The following is a 17,316-nucleotide window of genomic DNA, read 5'->3' as shown; positions in this document are numbered from 1 at the left end:
TGATTCCTTATGATTTGGCCCTTCTTTCCATGTAAACAAAGTGCTCATCTTCATTCACGTACTTAAAGCCAAAACGTTGATACAGCAAAGAAACCCGATTTCCTTGCAGATAACTGAGTTTGACGGGCAAGCCTTCGCTGTCGGCTTTATCCAAACATGCGTGCAGGATAGAGGAGCCAATACCTTTGCCTTGACATTCAGGCCAGACGAAAAAACGGCGAAAGTAATAATGGTCATCGTACTTCTGAAGTAAGAAGCTACCGATGCGCTTACCATCAAGCTCAATCACTTGTGGTATCGCATCTTCCCATTCTTCTTGATGAATACGCCGTTGCACATCGTCGTCCCAACCAAATACCGCTTCCACCACTTTCCCTTCCGCCTGCTTTTTCACTTCAAGCAGAAACTCATAGTCTTCGATGGTTGCCAAGCGGTGCGTTATTACCTTCATATCGCTTTGAAAATTTCCAAAATCACGGGGACGACAGACAATACCAGTAACGCCGCCATAAAGTAGTTGAACGCTTTACGACGGGCTGTAGATGACAAAACCCGTTTCAATGCCGACCCGAACAGTAACCAAATTCCCACACTGGGAAATGACACCACAAAGAATGTCGCGGCAATAGTCAAATTTTGGCTGTAATAACCAGCACCTAAGGTGGTGAACGCTGCAATTGCCCCTGTTGCGACCACCCATGCTTTGGCGTTCACCCATTGGAAAAGTGCGCCTTTCATGAAAGTCAGAGGTTTAGCTTCAGTGCCGCTTTCCGCTATATCGCCAGAGCGGGCAATCAAAAAAGCCAGATAGAGAAGATAAGCTGTACCAATACATTTGATAATGAAGTGAAGTTCAGGAAACTGCTGGAAGATTTGCCCAAATCCAACGCCTACCAGAAAGAGCATCAGCGCGAAACCAAAGCAGATCCCACACATCAGCGGCAAGCTTTTCTTCACGCCGAAGTTAGCGCCAGAAGACATCAAGAGAAGATTGTTTGGGCCAGGTGTGGCAGAGGCAGAAATAGCGAAAAGTGTTACAGCAATCAGGTAATCCATATCAGCGGTCATCCCTAAGCGTTGGTGTCTCTATCAAGACAACCCGAAGCAAGAGCATTCTGAGAGTTCGGGTATAGACAACCTTGTGTCTCGCCAAGGGATTTTCAAGTGCTACTGACTGTTTTGATACCAATCGTAGTAAATATCTGCTCATCCTAGCTTGTTAAAATGCTCGATAACTGCGTTGGAAAATTTGACTGTAGAATAACTACTTATCGAAATTTTCCGCCTTGTTTTCGAGCATTCTTCCTGCGCTATTTCTGATCAGCTACTTACTGTGATTGGTATGAATCATTTTTGATCGCTTTCCTTGAGGAATAGATAGAAAGGCAGCCCAAATGCCACGCCGATCGTTAATGTACCTGCAATCGCCCAACCACGGAGCCTTACATTGTTATCCTTGCCATCAACCACGATGAAAACGATAAGCGCCACGCCCGCGATGATGACATCCAGCCACGCCATCATGCTGATGGGGTTTGCCATCGCATCAGTAAGAAGCTGAGAAACATTTAGGCCATTCTCTACCAGCCAAACTCCAAAAGCGGCATAGGGAAACAGTGCCCCAAGAACGGCAAGAATGAAGTAGATGATCGCCAAGATTAGTCTCCTTTTCTTCTAGGGCCTGTTGATACTAAGTCCATAGATCGCATGGTCTACCACGCGACCGTTAAGATTTTCATTTCGGGTGATAATTCCTTCAAGCACAAAGCCAAGGCGTTCAGCCAACTTTCGACTTGGCAGATTCTCCGTTGCCGCCGCGATTTGGACTTTTTCCATTTCCAACTCTTGGAAAGCGATATCTATTAACGCCTGAACACAGCGAGAAGCAATGCCTTTTCCCTGAAAAGCTTCACTCAGCCAATAACCGATCTCGACGTTCTTTAGCTCATGGTTAATAGAGTTGAAACTGACATTGCCCACAACCTCACCGCAATAGACCATGGCGCAGGTCAGAGATTTACCTTCTGCGTAGTCATGAAGCGAGCGTTCTGCGAAGCTTTCAAAGAATGCCTCTCCATTGGCGTGAGGAGGCCAGGCCAACCATTGCGACAAATACTCTCGCTCACGGCATACGATTTCGTAGAAGTTTTTAGCAAAAGAGGGCTGAACTAACGCTATAGAGAGGTCATCAGTGATTTGACGCGTAAACATAGGTATTTACCTCCTCTTAGGGTCTGTTGACCTTCTTAGCAACACAGATCAGCGAATTCGAGTTCTCTGACCATTCAGATCTTCGCCAGTCAGCATATCGCTTGTCGACAATAAAGCCTGCCTCGGTAAGACATCGTTCAATGGTTTCTATTGAACGGTATTTAAAGTCAATGTCCGCTTCTTTGACGCTACCATCGGCATAGGTGCGCCTGGATAGTGAATACAATACTTTGTTTTCACTATCATATCTTTCCGCACGCCTAAAACATTGGACTTGTTCACCTTTCGCATCAAAGTAAGGGGCTATTGACCTTTGGTGACGACACTGTCAGAACCAAGTGATCCAGATGACTGATTTTCAAATGCGGCTATCCCATCTCTTTGTTATGAAAACAAATGAATTCCCTAAGCCAACTGAAAATTAAAAATATTTCAGTAATCTTAATTTCAGAACAAAAGCAATTAAATGCATATAAGTAAATAAAGCACTATAACAATCGATTAGAAAAGAATTAATTTGTCATTAGATAAATTAAAAATTTAACCGAACAAGCTTTCATCGCAAGTGAAATATTTCATTTTATATTAGTCACTTAATGATTCATGCAAAAGTCAAAGTGACTGCATTTTCGCTTTTACCAATCATAGCCATCGAAATATTCCCTTTTATCGACTGTGGTTTTCATTCCTATAATCTAAACATGACGAATTATTGGGCAATACATTAGATGAAATGATAGCCCCCTCTATTGATGAGCAAAACAAATATCTCTAACACAACATGTTAGCTAATCATCACCTTGCATACACAGCCTAAACCGCTGCGGTCACTCTATGCTTATAAATTAATACAAACTCAATTTAATATTAGAAATAGTAAAAACTTATAATTAGGAAACACGTTTCAAAACGATCGAAAAAAGAAAATTAATCTTATTCGAAAAATCCAATCGATTCGAATTTTCTGATGAAGATTGGAAACGAAAAATACAATTAACCTTTCGAATTTAATAAACAACTCACGAAAAGAAAAAAACAGTTGGCACGACCAAAAGGAGGCAATTATGTTTAAACGTACCCTACTCTCCATCGCCCTAACCGGAACGCTAATTTCAGCGCCCGCTATGGCTCAGGGGGAACCAAAATCAAATCAATTCTGGTGGCCTGATCAACTCAACCTTGCTCCACTCCGTGACCATGGTCAGGAATCCAATCCTTTCGGCGAAAGCTTTGACTACGCATCTGCATTTGAACAACTCGATCTCAATCAAGTGAAGAAAGATATCTCCGATGTGCTCACCACCTCCCAACCTTGGTGGCCAGCGGACTATGGCCACTACGGGCCATTCTTTATTCGAATGGCGTGGCACGCAGCAGGGACTTATCGTGTGCATGATGGACGCGGCGGTGCTGGCGGAGGCCAACAGCGTTTTGATCCGCTTAACAGTTGGCCGGACAACGGTAACCTCGACAAAGCTCGCCGCCTGCTCTGGCCTGTGAAACAAAAATATGGCGCAGCGCTTTCGTGGGCTGACCTTATGGCACTGACAGGTAACGTAGCACTCGAGTCTATGGGGTTCAAAACCTTTGGATTCGCCGGTGGACGTGAAGACGATTGGGAACCGGATCTGGTTTACTGGGGTCCGGAAGAAGAAATGCTCGCTGATGAGCGTCGTGATGAAAACGGCAAGCTGAAAGAAGGTCTGGCAGCCGTTCAAATGGGTCTGATTTACGTTAACCCTGAAGGCCCAGGCGGTAACCCGGATCCACTTGCTGCTGCCAAAGACATTCGTCACTCATTTGGTCGTATGGCGATGAACGATGAAGAAATCGTTGCTCTGATCGCAGGTGGCCACACCTTCGGTAAAGCGCACGGCGCGCACAAACCGGAAGAGTGTCTGGGCGATGCACCCGCTGCCGCGCCTGTCGAAGACCAAGGCTTTGGTTGGAAAAACAAGTGTGGAGATGGTAACGGCAAAGACACTATTACCAGCGGGCTGGAAGGCGCATGGACTGTTACCCCAACACAATGGACCACCAACTTCCTTGATAATCTGTTTACCTTCAACTGGGTGCTAACAGAAAGTCCTGCAGGCGCGAAGCAATGGGTTCCTGACAGCGAAAGTGCAAAACTTCTGGTGCCTGATGCACACGATCCAACCAAACGGCATGCGCCAATCATGTTCACCACTGACTTGGCACTTAAAGAAGACCCTCAATTCCGTGCGATTGCCGAGCGTTTCCGTCAAAATCCGGAGGATTTCGAACTGGCCTTCGCGAAAGCCTGGTTTAAACTGAACCACCGCGACCTTGGCCCTCGCGCCCGCTATATCGGCGCTGAAATTCCCGAGGAAATTCTGGTATGGCAGGACCCGGTACCAGAGGTTGACCACCCTCTGATCAACGACATGCAGGCGCAGAAAATCAAAGCTGCCATTCTGGAAACAGATCTGTCAGTACCTGAGCTGGTAAGAACCGCATGGGCATCAGCCGCCAGCTACCGCGGAACCGACATGCGAGGTGGTGCTAACGGCGCACGTGTTGCTTTGCAACCTCAAGTTGACTGGGCTGTGAACAATCCGAAGGAACTTAAAAAAGTACTGAAGGAACTCACCAAGGTTCAAAGGGCTTTCAACAAAGACGCTGGCGATACTCAGGTTTCTCTGGCTGACGTGATTGTGCTTGGTGGTGATGCAGCGATTGAAAAAGCAGCCAAAGCGGGAGGTGTGGATATTACTGTGCCATTTAACCCTGGCCGCACTGATGCCACTCAAGCCATGACAGACGTTGAATCGTTTGCTGTTCTTGAGCCGACGGCTGACGGTTTCCGTAACTACTACGACGCCTCAAGCAACTATCGTTCTCCTGCAGAAATGCTGGTAGAGCGTGCTGATCTTCTCACCCTGACAGTACCAGAAATGACGGCACTCATCGGTGGTATGCGCGCCATGAACGCAAACAGTGATGGTTCAACTAACGGCGTATTTACCGACAAGCCGGGCACGTTAAACAATGCATTCTTTGTAAACCTGCTGGATATGTCTAACGCATGGGCACCTTCAGAGAAGCAAGAAGGTATTTATGTCGGTTACGACCGAGCGAGTGGAGACCAAAAATGGACCGCTACGCCAGTCGACCTCATCTTCGGATCTAACGCGGAGCTGCGCTCAATTGCCGAGGTTTATGCCTCGAATGATGCTCAGCAAAAGTTTATTGATGACTTTGTTCAAGCATGGACAAAAGTGATGAATAACGACCGTTTTGATCTCAACTAATCCATTAACGCACAAGCGTTTTGCGCCGTCATTGACGGCGCTTTTTTTTGCACAAAAGGCTAGCCACCAGAGCTTCAACAATAAATCAGGCCGCTGAAAGCCAACAAAGTTGCTTGAAGAAAATACCTAAATCAGGACTCAAAACCGCAAATATTGTCACTACAGAACCCACTGGCAGCGATTGAAATGCACCAACCTAACCAACCCAGCCCGATAAAAGAAAGTAAGTCATCACACACCGTATATGTCCTGATACTTGGACATTAATTCATTGACGATTCGCGTAGAGTCAGTGAAGAAATTCACGGAAATGAGTGCAGAAAAATGTGTAATTTACGCCAACGCTATCCACGGACATGGAGCTTCGTCACCTCCCCATTCCGTATCACCGCAGATGCCTTCAACCGCCTGTTGCAGTTCCTCTATAACTGGCTCATCAGCCTTCTTGAAACAGGCGAACTGACGATTGACCTAGAATCCGTCGGTCTCACTCCCCAAGCTGCCAAAGCCCGTTGGCAAAGAGACCGCGAAGGCGTTATCGCCATGGCACAACGAAATCAGGTCAAGCTTGAGCAAGCGTTAAGACTTCGTGATCTGAACGGCGATCCTGTGCCGCCATCGGATGAACGCTACGATTTTCATGTGGTAATGGGAAAAGGCTACTTCCCCATCGTCGGTAACCTCCTAATCCCCACAGGCTCCGGCACCTTTCGCGGGCAAGGCAGTTATGTCAGGCGAAAAGCGCTATCCGGTGCATTACGGGATGTCACTACCCACCCCACGGCGCTGTGTCCTATTGGCGGGTCAAATAACGATGGGATCTACACCCAGTGCGGCTCCAGCCGTATCTTTGACTTTGCCGTAAGTGGCTGCCTGAAAGACCCCGGCGATGGCGGCAATGGCATTATGATTGGACATACGCCCCCCCAACCGAGTGTCGCTGCCAGCTCTCAACCCAATTCCCCCAAATATTGGGCGGGTCAACCTAACCGCATGCCACAAAAACGCTTTGGATTGCCTCTGGTATGGGAAGGAATCACCGATTTCACGCTGAATAACGGCGAAGGAGATACCGAAATCATTGTTCCTGCACGCGGCACCTACACGGATTCAAAGGAAGTACTGCTGGACGACACCATTGATGTTCCCCTCGTTCGATGGGTACGCGCTTATGATGTGAACGGCAAAGAGATTGTCCGCATTGCGAACATCGGTAAAAAGCTCGATGGCAAATATGTTGGGATCAAAGCCTCTGACAAACAAACCACCAGCAAACCGCGCGAAGAAGGCGAAACGCGGGTGTATCACAAGCCAATCAAACGTCTGGATACAACCACCACCGTGGTGGTGCCGGGTGGGCTGCCCTCTAACACCAAAACCGTTGAAGTCTCATTCTACAATTTGGAACCCCACTACACACTGCTTTCTCAGATGACTCCGTATCTACCCGGCAACTATTCCACCACTGCCCGCGCTTCTTACAACGAGTTTATGAACATCGTCGTTGATGCTATGCCTTGGAATGGATTTGTTGGCATTGATGGCGCATACAACACCCATGTCAACCTGATGGCGCGTGAAAACGGGCTCGACGGCTGGTATTTCCCCGGCGGTTATGAAGACTACATGCACAACAGTTTCATCGGCTGTGCCGCGGTCAACAATGACGGTTGGGGCATCTATATGTCAGACCCTACGCTTGGCAGCAGAAACCCGACTGATGAAAACCGCTGGCCAACCCCGGATGGTCAACTGGAGGTTCACCGCAAATGGACCTACATTGCCTCTTCGAACGATCTCGGTAACTTTGACTGCTACGGTAACAAAGGCGGCGCGCTATATATGGGCGCTTCTTCCAACTCGATGCAAACCGGCAGCGCCGAACACCATTTCGACAGCAACAATTACGATCCCTTCAATACGACCCAGTATGGTGACCGTGCAGATCGTAACCCTCTGCGTTGGACCAGCCTTATCGTGTTCACTGCTGACGCTAGACAGAATGAACTGGTGATCACCAGTACACCGACTGACTCACGCCGGGTGACTTATTGTAAAGCGCGTTTATTTTGGGAAACGCCAAGGTCAAGCTACCCAGACAGCAATGTCTACAGTGGTCTTAGTGGTAACCATTACACACATCCAAGACCGGATGATTTGGGTTCTTTAGTCAATGTTCGTCCACCCTCTATCGCTCACCTACATATCACCCCTTATGACGAACATGAGCGGGCGGCTGGTGACCTGCAAGCGGAGAAAGGCGGCGCAGTGGAATTACAGGGGCTGTTCTCCGCGACCAGAACCGTGCTGTTCAGACCTTGGATCTATGAAATTTCACCACCGAAGAACCACCTTCCTCATGGCTGGAAGGTAGTGTTTTCCGCCAAAGACAAGAAACTCCCCGGCGCAGGGAAAGATGTTTCCCTTTCCGCTGATTCAATTGGTATTGCAGGCCAACATAAGCTCGATACCTTGTACTTCGGCACTCATGTGCAGAACTTCAAAGGCGTTTCTATCGAACCCGGGAAAGTCTTCACTATCTCTACCGACATACCGTTTCTGAGCGAAGATTTTGATGATATCGACATGAACCTGTTGTCAGTTTCGGCGAACTATCTGGTCGACGAAATCAACAAGACAGCAGGAACGCCAGCACCGAAACTGCCAACGTCCCTATTAATCATGCCTGCCAGAATCCGTTTGTGGAAAAATGCAGCAGGCGCGAAGAAGTTTTACGTGGAAATTCCGCTACTGAATACCGATGACGATGCCATCAGTTTTTCAGAAACCACTGACCGTAAACACTATTTCAAGATTAAAGTGGAGACCGCCACAGAAGACGATTCAGTCTAGCTGAGTCATCCATAATAGGGGAAAGATAAGAGAAAGGGAGAGCTTCGGCTCTCCCTTTCTCTTGCATTCGCGGATTGTTTAAGCCCACTTCACCGATTCAGGCAACGTTTGCTCAAGAGCGAAGATATGGCGAATCAATTGCGCTTCATGGGTTGCTTCGTGTTCAAGCAAATAAACCAATAACTCGTCACGCTCTGGCGTCCAGTTGCTAATGGTATTTACCACTTCGTCGAACGCGACTTCGGAAGATTTCAGTTTGTCGATCACATCGCCACGACGTTCGGTCGATGCCAGTGAACATTCAAAGCCTGCCCACTCGCCTTTCAGCAACGATTTCGTATAGCTCTCCCGTGCACCGACAATACACCACATATGTTCACCAACAGACTTATTCTTCGGTACATTCAAATGGGTGGTAAACAGCTCTGGATTTAAGGTATCAACAATCTCATTCAATGATTGAAAACGTTCGCGCAGGTTCTTTAAAACAACGTCTCTCATGGTCTTCCTTGGGCTTTGAATCGAAAATCTGCACGAACCTTACCACACTGAAATACTGTGTATTTAGACAGTTATCTCAAATCAGACTTTTGACCTTTAAATAGAATAGTTTCTACATTTCATATAATTACGTCTTCATCAAACGCTTTACCCCAAACTTTTAATTGGTAGCTACGAAACTCAGGTACGTAATAAGGGTCTTGTTCGATAATCGCCTTTGCGCGAGTCATATTTTCCACTTCCATAACCCAGAGACCACCCACATACGCGCCCCCGTCTTCATCTCTTAGCCCGCCCCCAACTAGAATCTCTGATTGGTTAGCACGCAAAAAATCAAAGTGTGCCTGACTGTGCTGTTTACGGTGTTCGAGCATTTCTGGGGTATCAGTAAAAATCGCAACCACTCTCATCGTTCTTCTCCTTGCTGGGCATCCAACCCGTAATCTCTCACCACGTTTGCAACGCGAATACGATAGTTTTTAAACAAGCTTTCTTTTCCTTTTTGCTGCGCCAGTTGATGACGAAGGTTATTCCGCCAATGAGCGATCGCCTCTTCACTTTCCCAGAAAGACAGCGACAACATACGCTCCTCATTAGTCAAACTCTGAAAGCGCTCTACTGAGATAAACCCTTCCACCTCCATCAGTTCCTCACGGAGTACGGCAGCTATATCAAGATACGTGCTTTTGTGCTCCGTATGGGGTTCCACTTCAAAGATAACGGCGATCATTTTGCTACCCTCGCTCCTTGCTTGTAGGTTGCATCCACCACTCTTAGGAATGAGCGTTTTTCAGCTGCAATAAACTGCTCTTTGTTGGCGAACAGAAAATTCCGCTTCCCCGGCTCATCCGTTCTAAGCCGCTCGCGGTAGGTTTCATACGATGCTAAATCTGGAAACGAAATCAGGCCATAGGCTACATCGTTAGTGCCTTCATGGGGCATGAAATAGCCCAGTAAATCGCCTCCACACTCAGGAATGATCTTTCCCCAGTTCTTGGCATATTTTTCAAACTGACTATGTTTGAACGGGTCGATACGGTATTCAATAAAACAGGTGATCATGGCGCCACGTCCTTATCCATGTTGAGCGTTGGATAACAGCTTAAGCGTTGAAATCACCCTATGCTTCGACCGCAGTCGAAGTATTCCATAGTAACGACTGCTAACCTTATCGCAGTCAAATCATCGAGTTTTTGAAATGGAACCGGACATCACTCAAACCGCCGCGCTTGTTGCCGATAGCGCCCGATCTAAAATGCTCATTGCACTGCTTGGCGGTAAAGCGTTGACCGCAACTGAACTGGCGTTGGAAGCCGATATTTCCGCGCAAACCGCCAGTAGCCACTTAGCAAAGTTGGTCGAGGGTGGTTTGCTGGTAGTGCGAAAACAAGGTCGCCATCGATACTTCCAACTTGCTGGTTATGAAATCGCAGAACTGCTCGAACAACTGATGAACGTAACCGCTTCTATCAACCCTATTCACACTGGCCCTAGCGATATATCACTTCGTCATTCGCGTATATGTTATGACCACCTGGCCGGTGAAGTTGCCGTTCAACTCTATGATTCTCTGGTGGCGCAAGGTTTGATTGAAGATGCGTTAATTGAAGCGAAGCTAACGGAAAAAGGGAAAGCCTTTTTTATTAGCTTGGGTGCTGACATCGAGGAGTTTGAAAGACAAAAGCGTCCTGTTTGCAAAGCCTGTCTGGATTGGAGTGAAAGGCGAACACACATAGCGGGGAGCCTTGGAAAGTGGATATTGGAATACTTACTTAGCCAGGGTTGGGCGCAGCAATTACCGGACTCAAGAGTTATCGAATTTACGCCTAAAGGTATCACCCGTTTCAGACAAACTTTTATTGCATAACGTACTGATTCAAAGTCGCACGAGTGACTCAGTTAGGGTCTAGAGACGACCCGAATACGTTAGCTACACTTGGCTCAACACAATAACAACTAGCTAAGGACAAGGACGTTATGAGCATACCCATTCCCCACCGCCCGAGCGGCTTTCTACTTGGTGACCCAGCCGCATCCGTCACCATTGATGTTTTCGTCGACATTCAATGCCCACATTCACGCGCTATCTGGCCAAACCTGATGGCGGTAATGGCGCATTACAAAGGTCAGTCCGTGAGCCTGAAAACTCACCTCATTACGCTAAGCAACCACCGTCAGGCGTGGGACATGAGTTTGGGGTTATTTGCTTTGGCAGAGGGTGATGCCGAGAAGTTTTATCGCTTCGCCACCTTCTTATATGAGCGGCAGGATACGTTTTACAACGGCCAGTTTCTCCATAAGACCCACGAAGATCTGAGAAATTTGGTTGCTGATTACGCCGTGGAGCATGGCAACGTTGACCGTGAAGCTTTCATTGAGCGAATGGACAGCAGCGATGTTTACGTGCAAGGCAGAACACCGATTCGTTATGCGGCAACACGATCAGTCTGGGCAACACCCACAGTGTTTATTAACAATGCGGGTTTGGTTCCGGTCGATCACAACTCTAGCTTGGATGACTGGCAGGCAACGATTGATCCTTTGTTGAAATAGCCAAACTGCGTAAAAAGAGAAATCAGCCCCGAGAGGCTGATTTTTATTCCCATCCAAACCTTTAAGAGAGGTCTGCTTTATCCGCTGCGGCAATCTGTTGTTGCGCTTTTTCGGATTCTGATTTGAGCAAATCAAACCACTTCTTACCGTCTTTCACGTTCTCTTGGAACCAGATATAAACCGGCGCTGCGGATTCCTGGAACTTGGCTTTTTCTTCAGGAGTTGGCACGTAAAGCTTACCGCCGGCTTTCTTGAAGGCATCGTAAGCAGCAATCGATTTACGCTTCGGAGAAGCAAACGTTGCCTGTTGTAGTGCACGGAAGCCATCGACAATCACTTTACGTAGCTCTGGTGGCATATCAAGGAAGGCTTCGTTGTTCATATACCAAAGCGCTGACATGTAGGCATGACCGTCCAAAGTCACGTATTTCAAGCCTGCTTCTGGGAACTTCATGCCCATGATATCGGTGATACCATTTTTCGAGCCTTCAACCACCCCCGTCTGGAATGAAGTATAGAGCTCAGGCCATGGGATTGGCGTAGGGCTTGCACCCAGCGCTTTCACCAATACCTGTGGCAAGTCAGCAACCACGGTGCGGATTTTCAGGCCTTCCAAATCACTTGGCTGTTTCACCGTGCGCTTGGTGTTGGCAAAGTTACGCCAGCCGCCAGTATTACCGATAGCCATCAAACGCAGTTTGTCGTCAGTATCCGCAAGAATGGATTTACGCAGTTCACGTACGAAATCGCCCTGTAGAACAGCTTCTGCGGTGCGGTCATCCGGCAGAACATACGGAAGGTCGAGAACCTGAATGTACGGGAACATGTTCGCCGCACCGCCAGAGGTAGAAATGTAGATATCGACTGAACCATCTTCTACCGCTTGAATACACTCGGTACCGTTACCGCAAAGCTGGGTACCGATATAGAGATCGACTTTGATTTTGCCGTTCGAGTGAGATTCAACGAAGTCTTTAAAGACGATCAGACCATCATAGTCTTCGTCATTTTCGTTGGAGTTAGCCACTGCGCGAAGGTTGAAGTCCGCCGCCATGGCAGGCACTGACAATGCTGTGGTGGTCATTAATCCAGCCAACAACGCCAGTGCACTTCCCTTCAATGCTGTACGCATTTTATTTACCGTTATTTTCATACTTCACCTTTTCACTTCCGTGATTGCCAGCCCGAAGGCTGTTCCACATAAGGTGAGAACTTACGTTCTCGGTTGCTTGTATATACCCAAACAGCCTGAAGATGCTGGATTCAGCGAGATTGACTGGCATTGTGATCGCGGCGTTCCTTTGTAGGTGCAGTCACCCCCATCAAAAAGGAACAACAAAGAGCACAGTGTCAGTCAACTCGCCCGAAGGGAGGCCTTCAATGCGCCCACTTCTTCGTTAAATTCCACGGAAGTAGAATCACTACTCCTCGCGAAATTTGCCTTGAATTAAACGCTTTGATGACCTCTAAATGCGAGCATCTCCAGGTTGTTTGGGTATTAAATCGACTCATGCCAGACCCAGCCATTGCGGAATGGTCATAGAAAGAGACGGGAAAAACGTAATCAGGAAGATCACTACCACTTCCACTGCCAGGAACGGCAGAATCGCGCGGGACAACGTTTCGACTTTTTCGCCGGATACGCTTGATGCCACAAACAGCACCAGTCCCATTGGAGGCGTCGCCAAGCCCACCGTGAGGTTCACACTCATGATGATGGCGAAATGCACTGGGTCTATGCCCAGACTGACAAAAACCGGCGCCAGAATTGGCCCCAGAATAATGATGGCCGGCCCTGCATCGAGGAACATGCCAACAATAAAAAGCAGGATGTTGATAAGGAACAGTAAGATCAGCGGATTCTCACTGATACTTAACGTCCAATGCGCCATGGATTCTGCTGCATGAGAGAGCGATACCACGGTTTTGAACGCGAGTGCCGCGCCAACCAAAAGCAGAATCACAGCAGACGACTTGGCACTTGCGGTAAAAATGTCCGGGATATCTTTCAGCTTCACAGTACGAAGCACAAACATGCCGACGACCAAGGTATACAGCACCGCAACGGCAGAAGCTTCCGTCGGTGTAAAGATGCCACCCAATATACCGCCCAGAATGATCACGGGGGTTAGCAGCGGCCAGAAGGCCTTTCTGGTGGCTGTTCCGCGTTCGCGCCATGTTGCTTTTTCACTGGCAATCGGCAGGTTCTGGCTTTTTGCCAGCAGCGCGATCAACAGCATCAAGCCACCACCAATCATCACACCGGGAACCACTCCCGCCGCAAACAGTGCTGCCACGGAAATTTCCATGGTGTAGGCGTAAATAATCATGATGCCGGAAGGCGGAATAATTGGACCAATCACCGAGGAAGCCGCGGTAATGGCGGCCGCGAACTTACGTGAATACCCGTTCTTCTCCATCGCTGGGATCATCATCGAGCCGATGGCAGAGGTATCCGCCACGGCAGAACCGGAAAGCCCCGCAAACAGCATGCTCGACATCACGTTGACGTGAGCCAGACCACCGCGAACATGACCAATAAGTGATTGCGAGAAATTCACCAGACTCAGGGTGATCCCACTTCGGTTCATCACCTCACCCGCGAGCATGAAGAAGGGAATGGCCATCAGCGGGAAAGAATCAATTCCGTTGTAGATATTGCGAAATAGTAAGGGAATATCCCTGTCCATGCCTTCGGCATAGAGCATGAAGCCCGGAGCGGCGAGCAGCGCGAAAAACACCGGCATGCCGACGAGAAGAAAAACCAAAAACAGAGGTAGAAAGAAGATCAACATTTACAGCCACATCCTTATGATTACCAACGCCTGACTACTCAGCTTTCTCCAGCTTGCGCAGCGATGGCATCCTCTTCTTTGTGAGTAAGCGCTTTCAGGAACATTTCTAAATTCGCGAGCAACATGGTGCCGAAACACACCGGCATCGCGAGATAGATCCAAGCCCGCTTCAGCGGAAAAGATGCTGCACGGGTTCGAAAGCCGCGGTCAAAGAATTCCAGTGCGATGACGAACAGTTGGATCAGTACAGCAAAGGCAATCACCAGCAGCAGAAGGCGAATCACCTGCGCCACCTTTGGCGACAGATAATTGAAAATCATATCGATAGAGACAAACATGCCCTTTCGATACGCCTGCCCCGCAACCAGTGCCATCATCCAAATCATCAATGCCCGGGCGACTTCTTCCGGCCAAGGCAATGCAGCATTGAACACGTAGCGACACACCACCTGCAGCAGAATGCCGGACACCATCAAGGCCACCAGCACCCAAGCTACGGATGCGCCAATGCGATCCAATGTGTTATTGACGGTTTCCAGCACCGAAATGACTGACTTCACCACTGCCATTAAGCGACTTCTCCTACCTTTCCGAAGCGGCTGCGTTCAAACACCAATCCATCGCCCTGCTGCGAGTGAAAGTCGGTCACTTTGCCAAGCAGAATATCGTGGTCACCTGCACTGACGACGCCGTTTAAGTCGCAGTCAAACCAGGCTACAGCACCTTCAATGATGGCACGGCCACTCGGTGCACGTTGGATCTCCACACCACGAAAGCGCTCTTCATGGCTGTCACGACAGAACTTCATCGCAAGCTCGGAATGTTCCACCGCCAGCACGCTCACGGTGTAACCACCAGACTCCAGAATCGGTTGTTTGGTTGACGATGTGCGGTTGATGCTCCAAAGCACAATCGCTGGTTCCAAAGAAACAGAGTTGAAAGACGAGCACGTCAATCCATAATCCTGCCCTTGATGGCGCGCTGTAATCACTGTGACTCCAGTGGCAAAGCAGGAAAGTGCGTTTCTCAGTTCGCGGCTCATGCTACTTCCTCCCCTGCTGCTGCCATCCAAAGTTCAAACCAGGTTTCTCTATCTATCGAGACTTTCAGAGCGTCGCTTATGCCGCGGATACGTTCAAGATTGTTGGTCCCCAACACAGGCAAAATGCCCGCAGGGTGTGCGAGTAGCCAAGCAATCGCGACAGCATCAATACCAACATCGAACTTCTCTGCCTCACGATGCAACAAAGGTTTCACGCGCTGAGCCGCCTCGCTGTTACCAAACAGCTCGCCACCGGCCAGTGGCGACCATGCCATAGGCTTTATGCCGCCTTTTTGCATGAATGCTACTGTGCCGTCGGTAAAGGAATCCCGGGTCATCAGGCTCATTTCAATCTGGTTAGTCACTAATGGATGACGCATACCAGATTGCAGCAATTCCCAATCCCACGATTTGAAATTGGACACGCCAACAGCTTTGACCAAGCCTTCATCTATCAGTGAATCCAGCGCATTCCCTGTTTCACTATGATCCATAAACGGATCCGGGCGGTGTATCAGCAGTAAGTCAAGGTGGTCAGTTTTCAGGTTCTGCAAAGAGTTGGTAACTGACTGACGGATATGCGCTTCTGAGGTGTCGTAGTATTTAACACGGCGGTTCGGGTATTTTTCTGACAGCAGCATGATGTCGCATTTCGACACCAACTGAATCTGGTCACGAAGTGAAGGGGTCGCTTCGAGCACCTGACCAAACACCTCTTCACAGGAGTAGTCACCATAGATGTCAGCATGATCAAAGGTGGTGATCCCTTGCTCCAGACACGCATCGACTTTCGCACGAACATGCGCCTCAGAGGTGTTCTCATCATCGGACAAACGCCAAACGCCATAAACTAAGCGGCTGAATGCTGACAGTGATGGATGCAGTTCTGTGTATTTCATTATTTGCGCTCTCCTGCGCCAAGTGGAGTCAAAGGGGTGGTCGCCGGAACACGTCCGTATTCTTCAGGCATTGAGCAGGTTTTTAGCTCGGGCAGAATTTTCTGGCCGACAATTTCACATTCAGATTTGTGCGGGTAGCCAGAGAAGATAAAGGAGCGGATACCCATTTTCTTGTAGCGTTCAATCTTGGTCAGCACCTGGTCGACACTGCCTACCAATGCTGCGCCGCAACCAGAGCGGGCGCGGCCAACACCAGTCCAAAGATTCGGTTCAGTAAAACCAAACTGGTCTGCCTGTTCACGCTGTTTAGACTGGAAAGCAACACCAAGACTTTTCGAATCCAACGCGCGCTCACGAATCGATTGGCCAAAATCGTCGTCGAGTTTCGATACCAGAGACTCAGCATATTCACGGGCTTCTGCCTCAGTATCTCGAACAATCATGTGGACACGAAGACCATAGTCGAGAGTGCGGCCATGACGTTGTGCCACTTCATTCACCGCTTTCATGCGTGATTCCAACATGTCTTCGGTTTCTGGCCACATCAGGTATACGTCACAGTCTGAACCACACAATTCAAGGGCATCCGGAGAATAGCCACCGAAGTAAAGAAGTGGGCCACCGTTTTGCTGATAGGGACGAACAGGATCGGCAGATAAGGTGTCGAGTTTGTAGATTTCTCCGTCGTAGCGGATTTCATCTTGCGTCCAGGCTTGGCGAAGAATATCGACCACTTCTTTTGAGCGGCGGTAGCGGTATGCACTATCGGCTTTCTCACCTGGGAAATCAGAGGAGATAACATTCAACGTCAAACGCCCTTTCATGATGTGATCAAGCGTCGCGACCGCACGGGCTAACATCGCCGGATGTACTTCTCCACAACGAATCGCTGCCAGCAAATTGATACGCTCGGTAAGCGGGCCCATTGCTGAAGCAAACGTGAGGGTGTCTTGCCCCACCTGGTACGAGGACGGGCAAAGAATGTTGCGAAAACCCTGCTTCTCAGCAGTCAAAACGATGTCGCGTGTATTTTCCCAACTGCTTCGCAACGCACCATCAGGCACACCCAAATAGCGATAATCATCGCTACATAGCGGCGCAAACCAAGATACCTCGGCGGCATCTAACCCCTCACTCGTGATAGGCACGACACTCATCTGAACTCTCCTGTTCTTATTGTAAAAAGC

The 17,316-nt window shown here is 48.7% G+C and carries 18 protein-coding genes; 4 read left to right on the top strand and 14 right to left on the bottom strand.

Translation table 11 applies throughout. The annotated features are described in order from the left end of the window. Positions 1 to 7: 7 nt before the first annotated feature. The 4 genes from K6Q96_RS18540 to K6Q96_RS18525 all read right to left on the bottom strand — a co-directional run bounded on the left by K6Q96_RS18540 (position 8) and on the right by K6Q96_RS18525 (position 2,211). The gene (locus K6Q96_RS18540) at positions 8 to 451 is read right to left on the bottom strand and encodes a GNAT family N-acetyltransferase (RefSeq protein ID WP_251881728.1); all 444 of its coding nucleotides are present in this window, start codon (positions 449 to 451) and stop codon (positions 8 to 10) included. After that, the gene (locus K6Q96_RS18535) at positions 448 to 1,056 is read right to left on the bottom strand and encodes a LysE family translocator (protein ID WP_251881726.1); all 609 of its coding nucleotides are present in this window, start codon (positions 1,054 to 1,056) and stop codon (positions 448 to 450) included. Before K6Q96_RS18535 ends, K6Q96_RS18540 begins: the two co-directional genes overlap by 4 nt. A 291-nt stretch (positions 1,057 to 1,347) precedes the next feature. Beyond that, the gene (locus K6Q96_RS18530; protein WP_251881724.1) at positions 1,348 to 1,656 is read right to left on the bottom strand and encodes a DUF2834 domain-containing protein; all 309 of its coding nucleotides are present in this window, start codon (positions 1,654 to 1,656) and stop codon (positions 1,348 to 1,350) included. An 18-nt stretch (positions 1,657 to 1,674) separates the two neighbouring features. Then, positions 1,675 to 2,211 carry a GNAT family N-acetyltransferase gene (locus K6Q96_RS18525; protein WP_251881722.1) on the bottom strand — a complete coding sequence of 179 codons (537 nt, stop codon included), beginning with the start codon at positions 2,209 to 2,211 and terminating at the stop codon, positions 1,675 to 1,677. A gap of 1,064 nt (positions 2,212 to 3,275) precedes the next feature. Between K6Q96_RS18525 and katG the strand changes: the two genes are divergently transcribed. Both katG and K6Q96_RS18515 read left to right on the top strand, forming a co-directional pair. Then, positions 3,276 to 5,486 carry a catalase/peroxidase HPI gene (katG, locus tag K6Q96_RS18520; protein WP_251881720.1) on the top strand — a complete coding sequence of 737 codons (2,211 nt, stop codon included), beginning with the start codon at positions 3,276 to 3,278 and terminating at the stop codon, positions 5,484 to 5,486. A 324-nt stretch (positions 5,487 to 5,810) separates the two neighbouring features. Further along, on the top strand, positions 5,811 to 8,339 hold the full coding sequence (locus K6Q96_RS18515) for a hypothetical protein (RefSeq protein WP_251881718.1): 2,529 nt from the start codon (positions 5,811 to 5,813) through the stop codon (positions 8,337 to 8,339). A gap of 78 nt (positions 8,340 to 8,417) precedes the next feature. Here the strand turns inward: K6Q96_RS18515 and K6Q96_RS18510 are convergent, their stop codons facing one another. From K6Q96_RS18510 to K6Q96_RS18495, 4 genes are all read right to left on the bottom strand, one after another. Further along, on the bottom strand, positions 8,418 to 8,840 hold the full coding sequence (locus K6Q96_RS18510) for a hypothetical protein (RefSeq protein WP_251881716.1): 423 nt from the start codon (positions 8,838 to 8,840) through the stop codon (positions 8,418 to 8,420). Positions 8,841 to 8,959: 119 nt separating this feature from the next. After that, on the bottom strand, positions 8,960 to 9,250 hold the full coding sequence (locus K6Q96_RS18505; protein ID WP_251881714.1) for a YciI family protein: 291 nt from the start codon (positions 9,248 to 9,250) through the stop codon (positions 8,960 to 8,962). Next, a complete protein-coding gene (locus K6Q96_RS18500) occupies positions 9,247 to 9,570 on the bottom strand; it encodes an antibiotic biosynthesis monooxygenase family protein (RefSeq protein ID WP_046305940.1) in 324 nt (107 codons plus the stop codon). The genes K6Q96_RS18505 and K6Q96_RS18500 overlap by 4 nt, the downstream gene beginning before the upstream one ends. Further along, positions 9,567 to 9,902 carry an NIPSNAP family protein gene (locus tag K6Q96_RS18495; RefSeq protein WP_251881712.1) on the bottom strand — a complete coding sequence of 112 codons (336 nt, stop codon included), beginning with the start codon at positions 9,900 to 9,902 and terminating at the stop codon, positions 9,567 to 9,569. Before K6Q96_RS18495 ends, K6Q96_RS18500 begins: the two co-directional genes overlap by 4 nt. Before the next feature lie 136 nt (positions 9,903 to 10,038). On the opposite strand from K6Q96_RS18495, the gene K6Q96_RS18490 reads away from it, so the two are divergent. Together K6Q96_RS18490 and K6Q96_RS18485 are read left to right on the top strand one after the other, a co-directional pair. Further along, on the top strand, positions 10,039 to 10,707 hold the full coding sequence (locus tag K6Q96_RS18490; protein WP_251881710.1) for an ArsR/SmtB family transcription factor: 669 nt from the start codon (positions 10,039 to 10,041) through the stop codon (positions 10,705 to 10,707). Positions 10,708 to 10,817: 110 nt separating this feature from the next. Then, positions 10,818 to 11,393, top strand: coding sequence for a DsbA family protein (locus tag K6Q96_RS18485; protein ID WP_251881708.1), 576 nt, complete (start codon positions 10,818 to 10,820; stop codon positions 11,391 to 11,393). Between the two features lie 61 nt (positions 11,394 to 11,454). On the opposite strand, the gene K6Q96_RS18480 is transcribed toward K6Q96_RS18485, so the two are convergent. From K6Q96_RS18480 to K6Q96_RS18455, 6 genes are all read right to left on the bottom strand, one after another. Further along, complete coding sequence (locus K6Q96_RS18480) at positions 11,455 to 12,546, bottom strand: TRAP transporter substrate-binding protein (RefSeq protein ID WP_251881706.1); 1,092 nt, start codon at positions 12,544 to 12,546, stop codon at positions 11,455 to 11,457. Between the two features lie 355 nt (positions 12,547 to 12,901). Beyond that, entirely contained in the window at positions 12,902 to 14,188 is a 1,287-nt protein-coding gene (locus tag K6Q96_RS18475; RefSeq protein ID WP_002540010.1) for a TRAP transporter large permease, read from the bottom strand. A 38-nt stretch (positions 14,189 to 14,226) separates the two neighbouring features. Continuing rightward, complete coding sequence (locus K6Q96_RS18470) at positions 14,227 to 14,757, bottom strand: TRAP transporter small permease (RefSeq protein ID WP_251881704.1); 531 nt, start codon at positions 14,755 to 14,757, stop codon at positions 14,227 to 14,229. After that, complete coding sequence (locus K6Q96_RS18465; RefSeq protein ID WP_251881702.1) at positions 14,757 to 15,230, bottom strand: flavin reductase family protein; 474 nt, start codon at positions 15,228 to 15,230, stop codon at positions 14,757 to 14,759. The genes K6Q96_RS18470 and K6Q96_RS18465 overlap by 1 nt, the downstream gene beginning before the upstream one ends. After that, positions 15,227 to 16,129, bottom strand: a complete 903-nt coding sequence (locus tag K6Q96_RS18460) for an aldo/keto reductase (protein ID WP_251881700.1) — start codon at positions 16,127 to 16,129, stop codon at positions 15,227 to 15,229. Before K6Q96_RS18460 ends, K6Q96_RS18465 begins: the two co-directional genes overlap by 4 nt. Next, positions 16,129 to 17,286 carry an LLM class flavin-dependent oxidoreductase gene (locus K6Q96_RS18455; protein ID WP_251881698.1) on the bottom strand — a complete coding sequence of 386 codons (1,158 nt, stop codon included), beginning with the start codon at positions 17,284 to 17,286 and terminating at the stop codon, positions 16,129 to 16,131. Before K6Q96_RS18455 ends, K6Q96_RS18460 begins: the two co-directional genes overlap by 1 nt. Between the last annotated feature and the right edge of the window lie 30 nt (positions 17,287 to 17,316).

Origin of the sequence: Grimontia kaedaensis, assembly GCF_023746615.1 — a bacterium.
In the GTDB taxonomy this organism is placed as follows: domain Bacteria; phylum Pseudomonadota; class Gammaproteobacteria; order Enterobacterales; family Vibrionaceae; genus Enterovibrio; species Enterovibrio kaedaensis.
The sequence above is the reverse complement of the archived record's forward strand: the minus strand, read 5'-3'. Positions and strand labels throughout refer to the sequence as shown.

Excerpts from the sequence above, each read along its gene's own strand:
- K6Q96_RS18540 (WP_251881728.1), bottom strand. The coding sequence starts at position 451 with ATGAAGGTAATAACGCACCGCTTGGCAACCATCGAAGACTATGAGTTT.
- K6Q96_RS18535 (WP_251881726.1), bottom strand. The coding sequence starts at position 1,056 with ATGGATTACCTGATTGCTGTAACACTTTTCGCTATTTCTGCCTCTGCC.
- K6Q96_RS18525 (WP_251881722.1), bottom strand. The coding sequence starts at position 2,211 with ATGTTTACGCGTCAAATCACTGATGACCTCTCTATAGCGTTAGTTCAG.
- katG (WP_251881720.1), top strand. The coding sequence starts at position 3,276 with ATGTTTAAACGTACCCTACTCTCCATCGCCCTAACCGGAACGCTAATT.
- K6Q96_RS18515 (WP_251881718.1), top strand. The coding sequence starts at position 5,811 with ATGTGTAATTTACGCCAACGCTATCCACGGACATGGAGCTTCGTCACC.
- K6Q96_RS18510 (WP_251881716.1), bottom strand. The coding sequence starts at position 8,840 with ATGAGAGACGTTGTTTTAAAGAACCTGCGCGAACGTTTTCAATCATTG.
- K6Q96_RS18505 (WP_251881714.1), bottom strand. The coding sequence starts at position 9,250 with ATGAGAGTGGTTGCGATTTTTACTGATACCCCAGAAATGCTCGAACAC.
- K6Q96_RS18500 (WP_046305940.1), bottom strand. The coding sequence starts at position 9,570 with ATGATCGCCGTTATCTTTGAAGTGGAACCCCATACGGAGCACAAAAGC.
- K6Q96_RS18495 (WP_251881712.1), bottom strand. The coding sequence starts at position 9,902 with ATGATCACCTGTTTTATTGAATACCGTATCGACCCGTTCAAACATAGT.
- K6Q96_RS18490 (WP_251881710.1), top strand. The coding sequence starts at position 10,039 with ATGGAACCGGACATCACTCAAACCGCCGCGCTTGTTGCCGATAGCGCC.
- K6Q96_RS18485 (WP_251881708.1), top strand. The coding sequence starts at position 10,818 with ATGAGCATACCCATTCCCCACCGCCCGAGCGGCTTTCTACTTGGTGAC.
- K6Q96_RS18480 (WP_251881706.1), bottom strand. The coding sequence starts at position 12,546 with ATGAAAATAACGGTAAATAAAATGCGTACAGCATTGAAGGGAAGTGCA.
- K6Q96_RS18475 (WP_002540010.1), bottom strand. The coding sequence starts at position 14,188 with ATGTTGATCTTCTTTCTACCTCTGTTTTTGGTTTTTCTTCTCGTCGGC.
- K6Q96_RS18470 (WP_251881704.1), bottom strand. The coding sequence starts at position 14,757 with ATGGCAGTGGTGAAGTCAGTCATTTCGGTGCTGGAAACCGTCAATAAC.
- K6Q96_RS18465 (WP_251881702.1), bottom strand. The coding sequence starts at position 15,230 with ATGAGCCGCGAACTGAGAAACGCACTTTCCTGCTTTGCCACTGGAGTC.
- K6Q96_RS18460 (WP_251881700.1), bottom strand. The coding sequence starts at position 16,129 with ATGAAATACACAGAACTGCATCCATCACTGTCAGCATTCAGCCGCTTA.
- K6Q96_RS18455 (WP_251881698.1), bottom strand. The coding sequence starts at position 17,286 with ATGAGTGTCGTGCCTATCACGAGTGAGGGGTTAGATGCCGCCGAGGTA.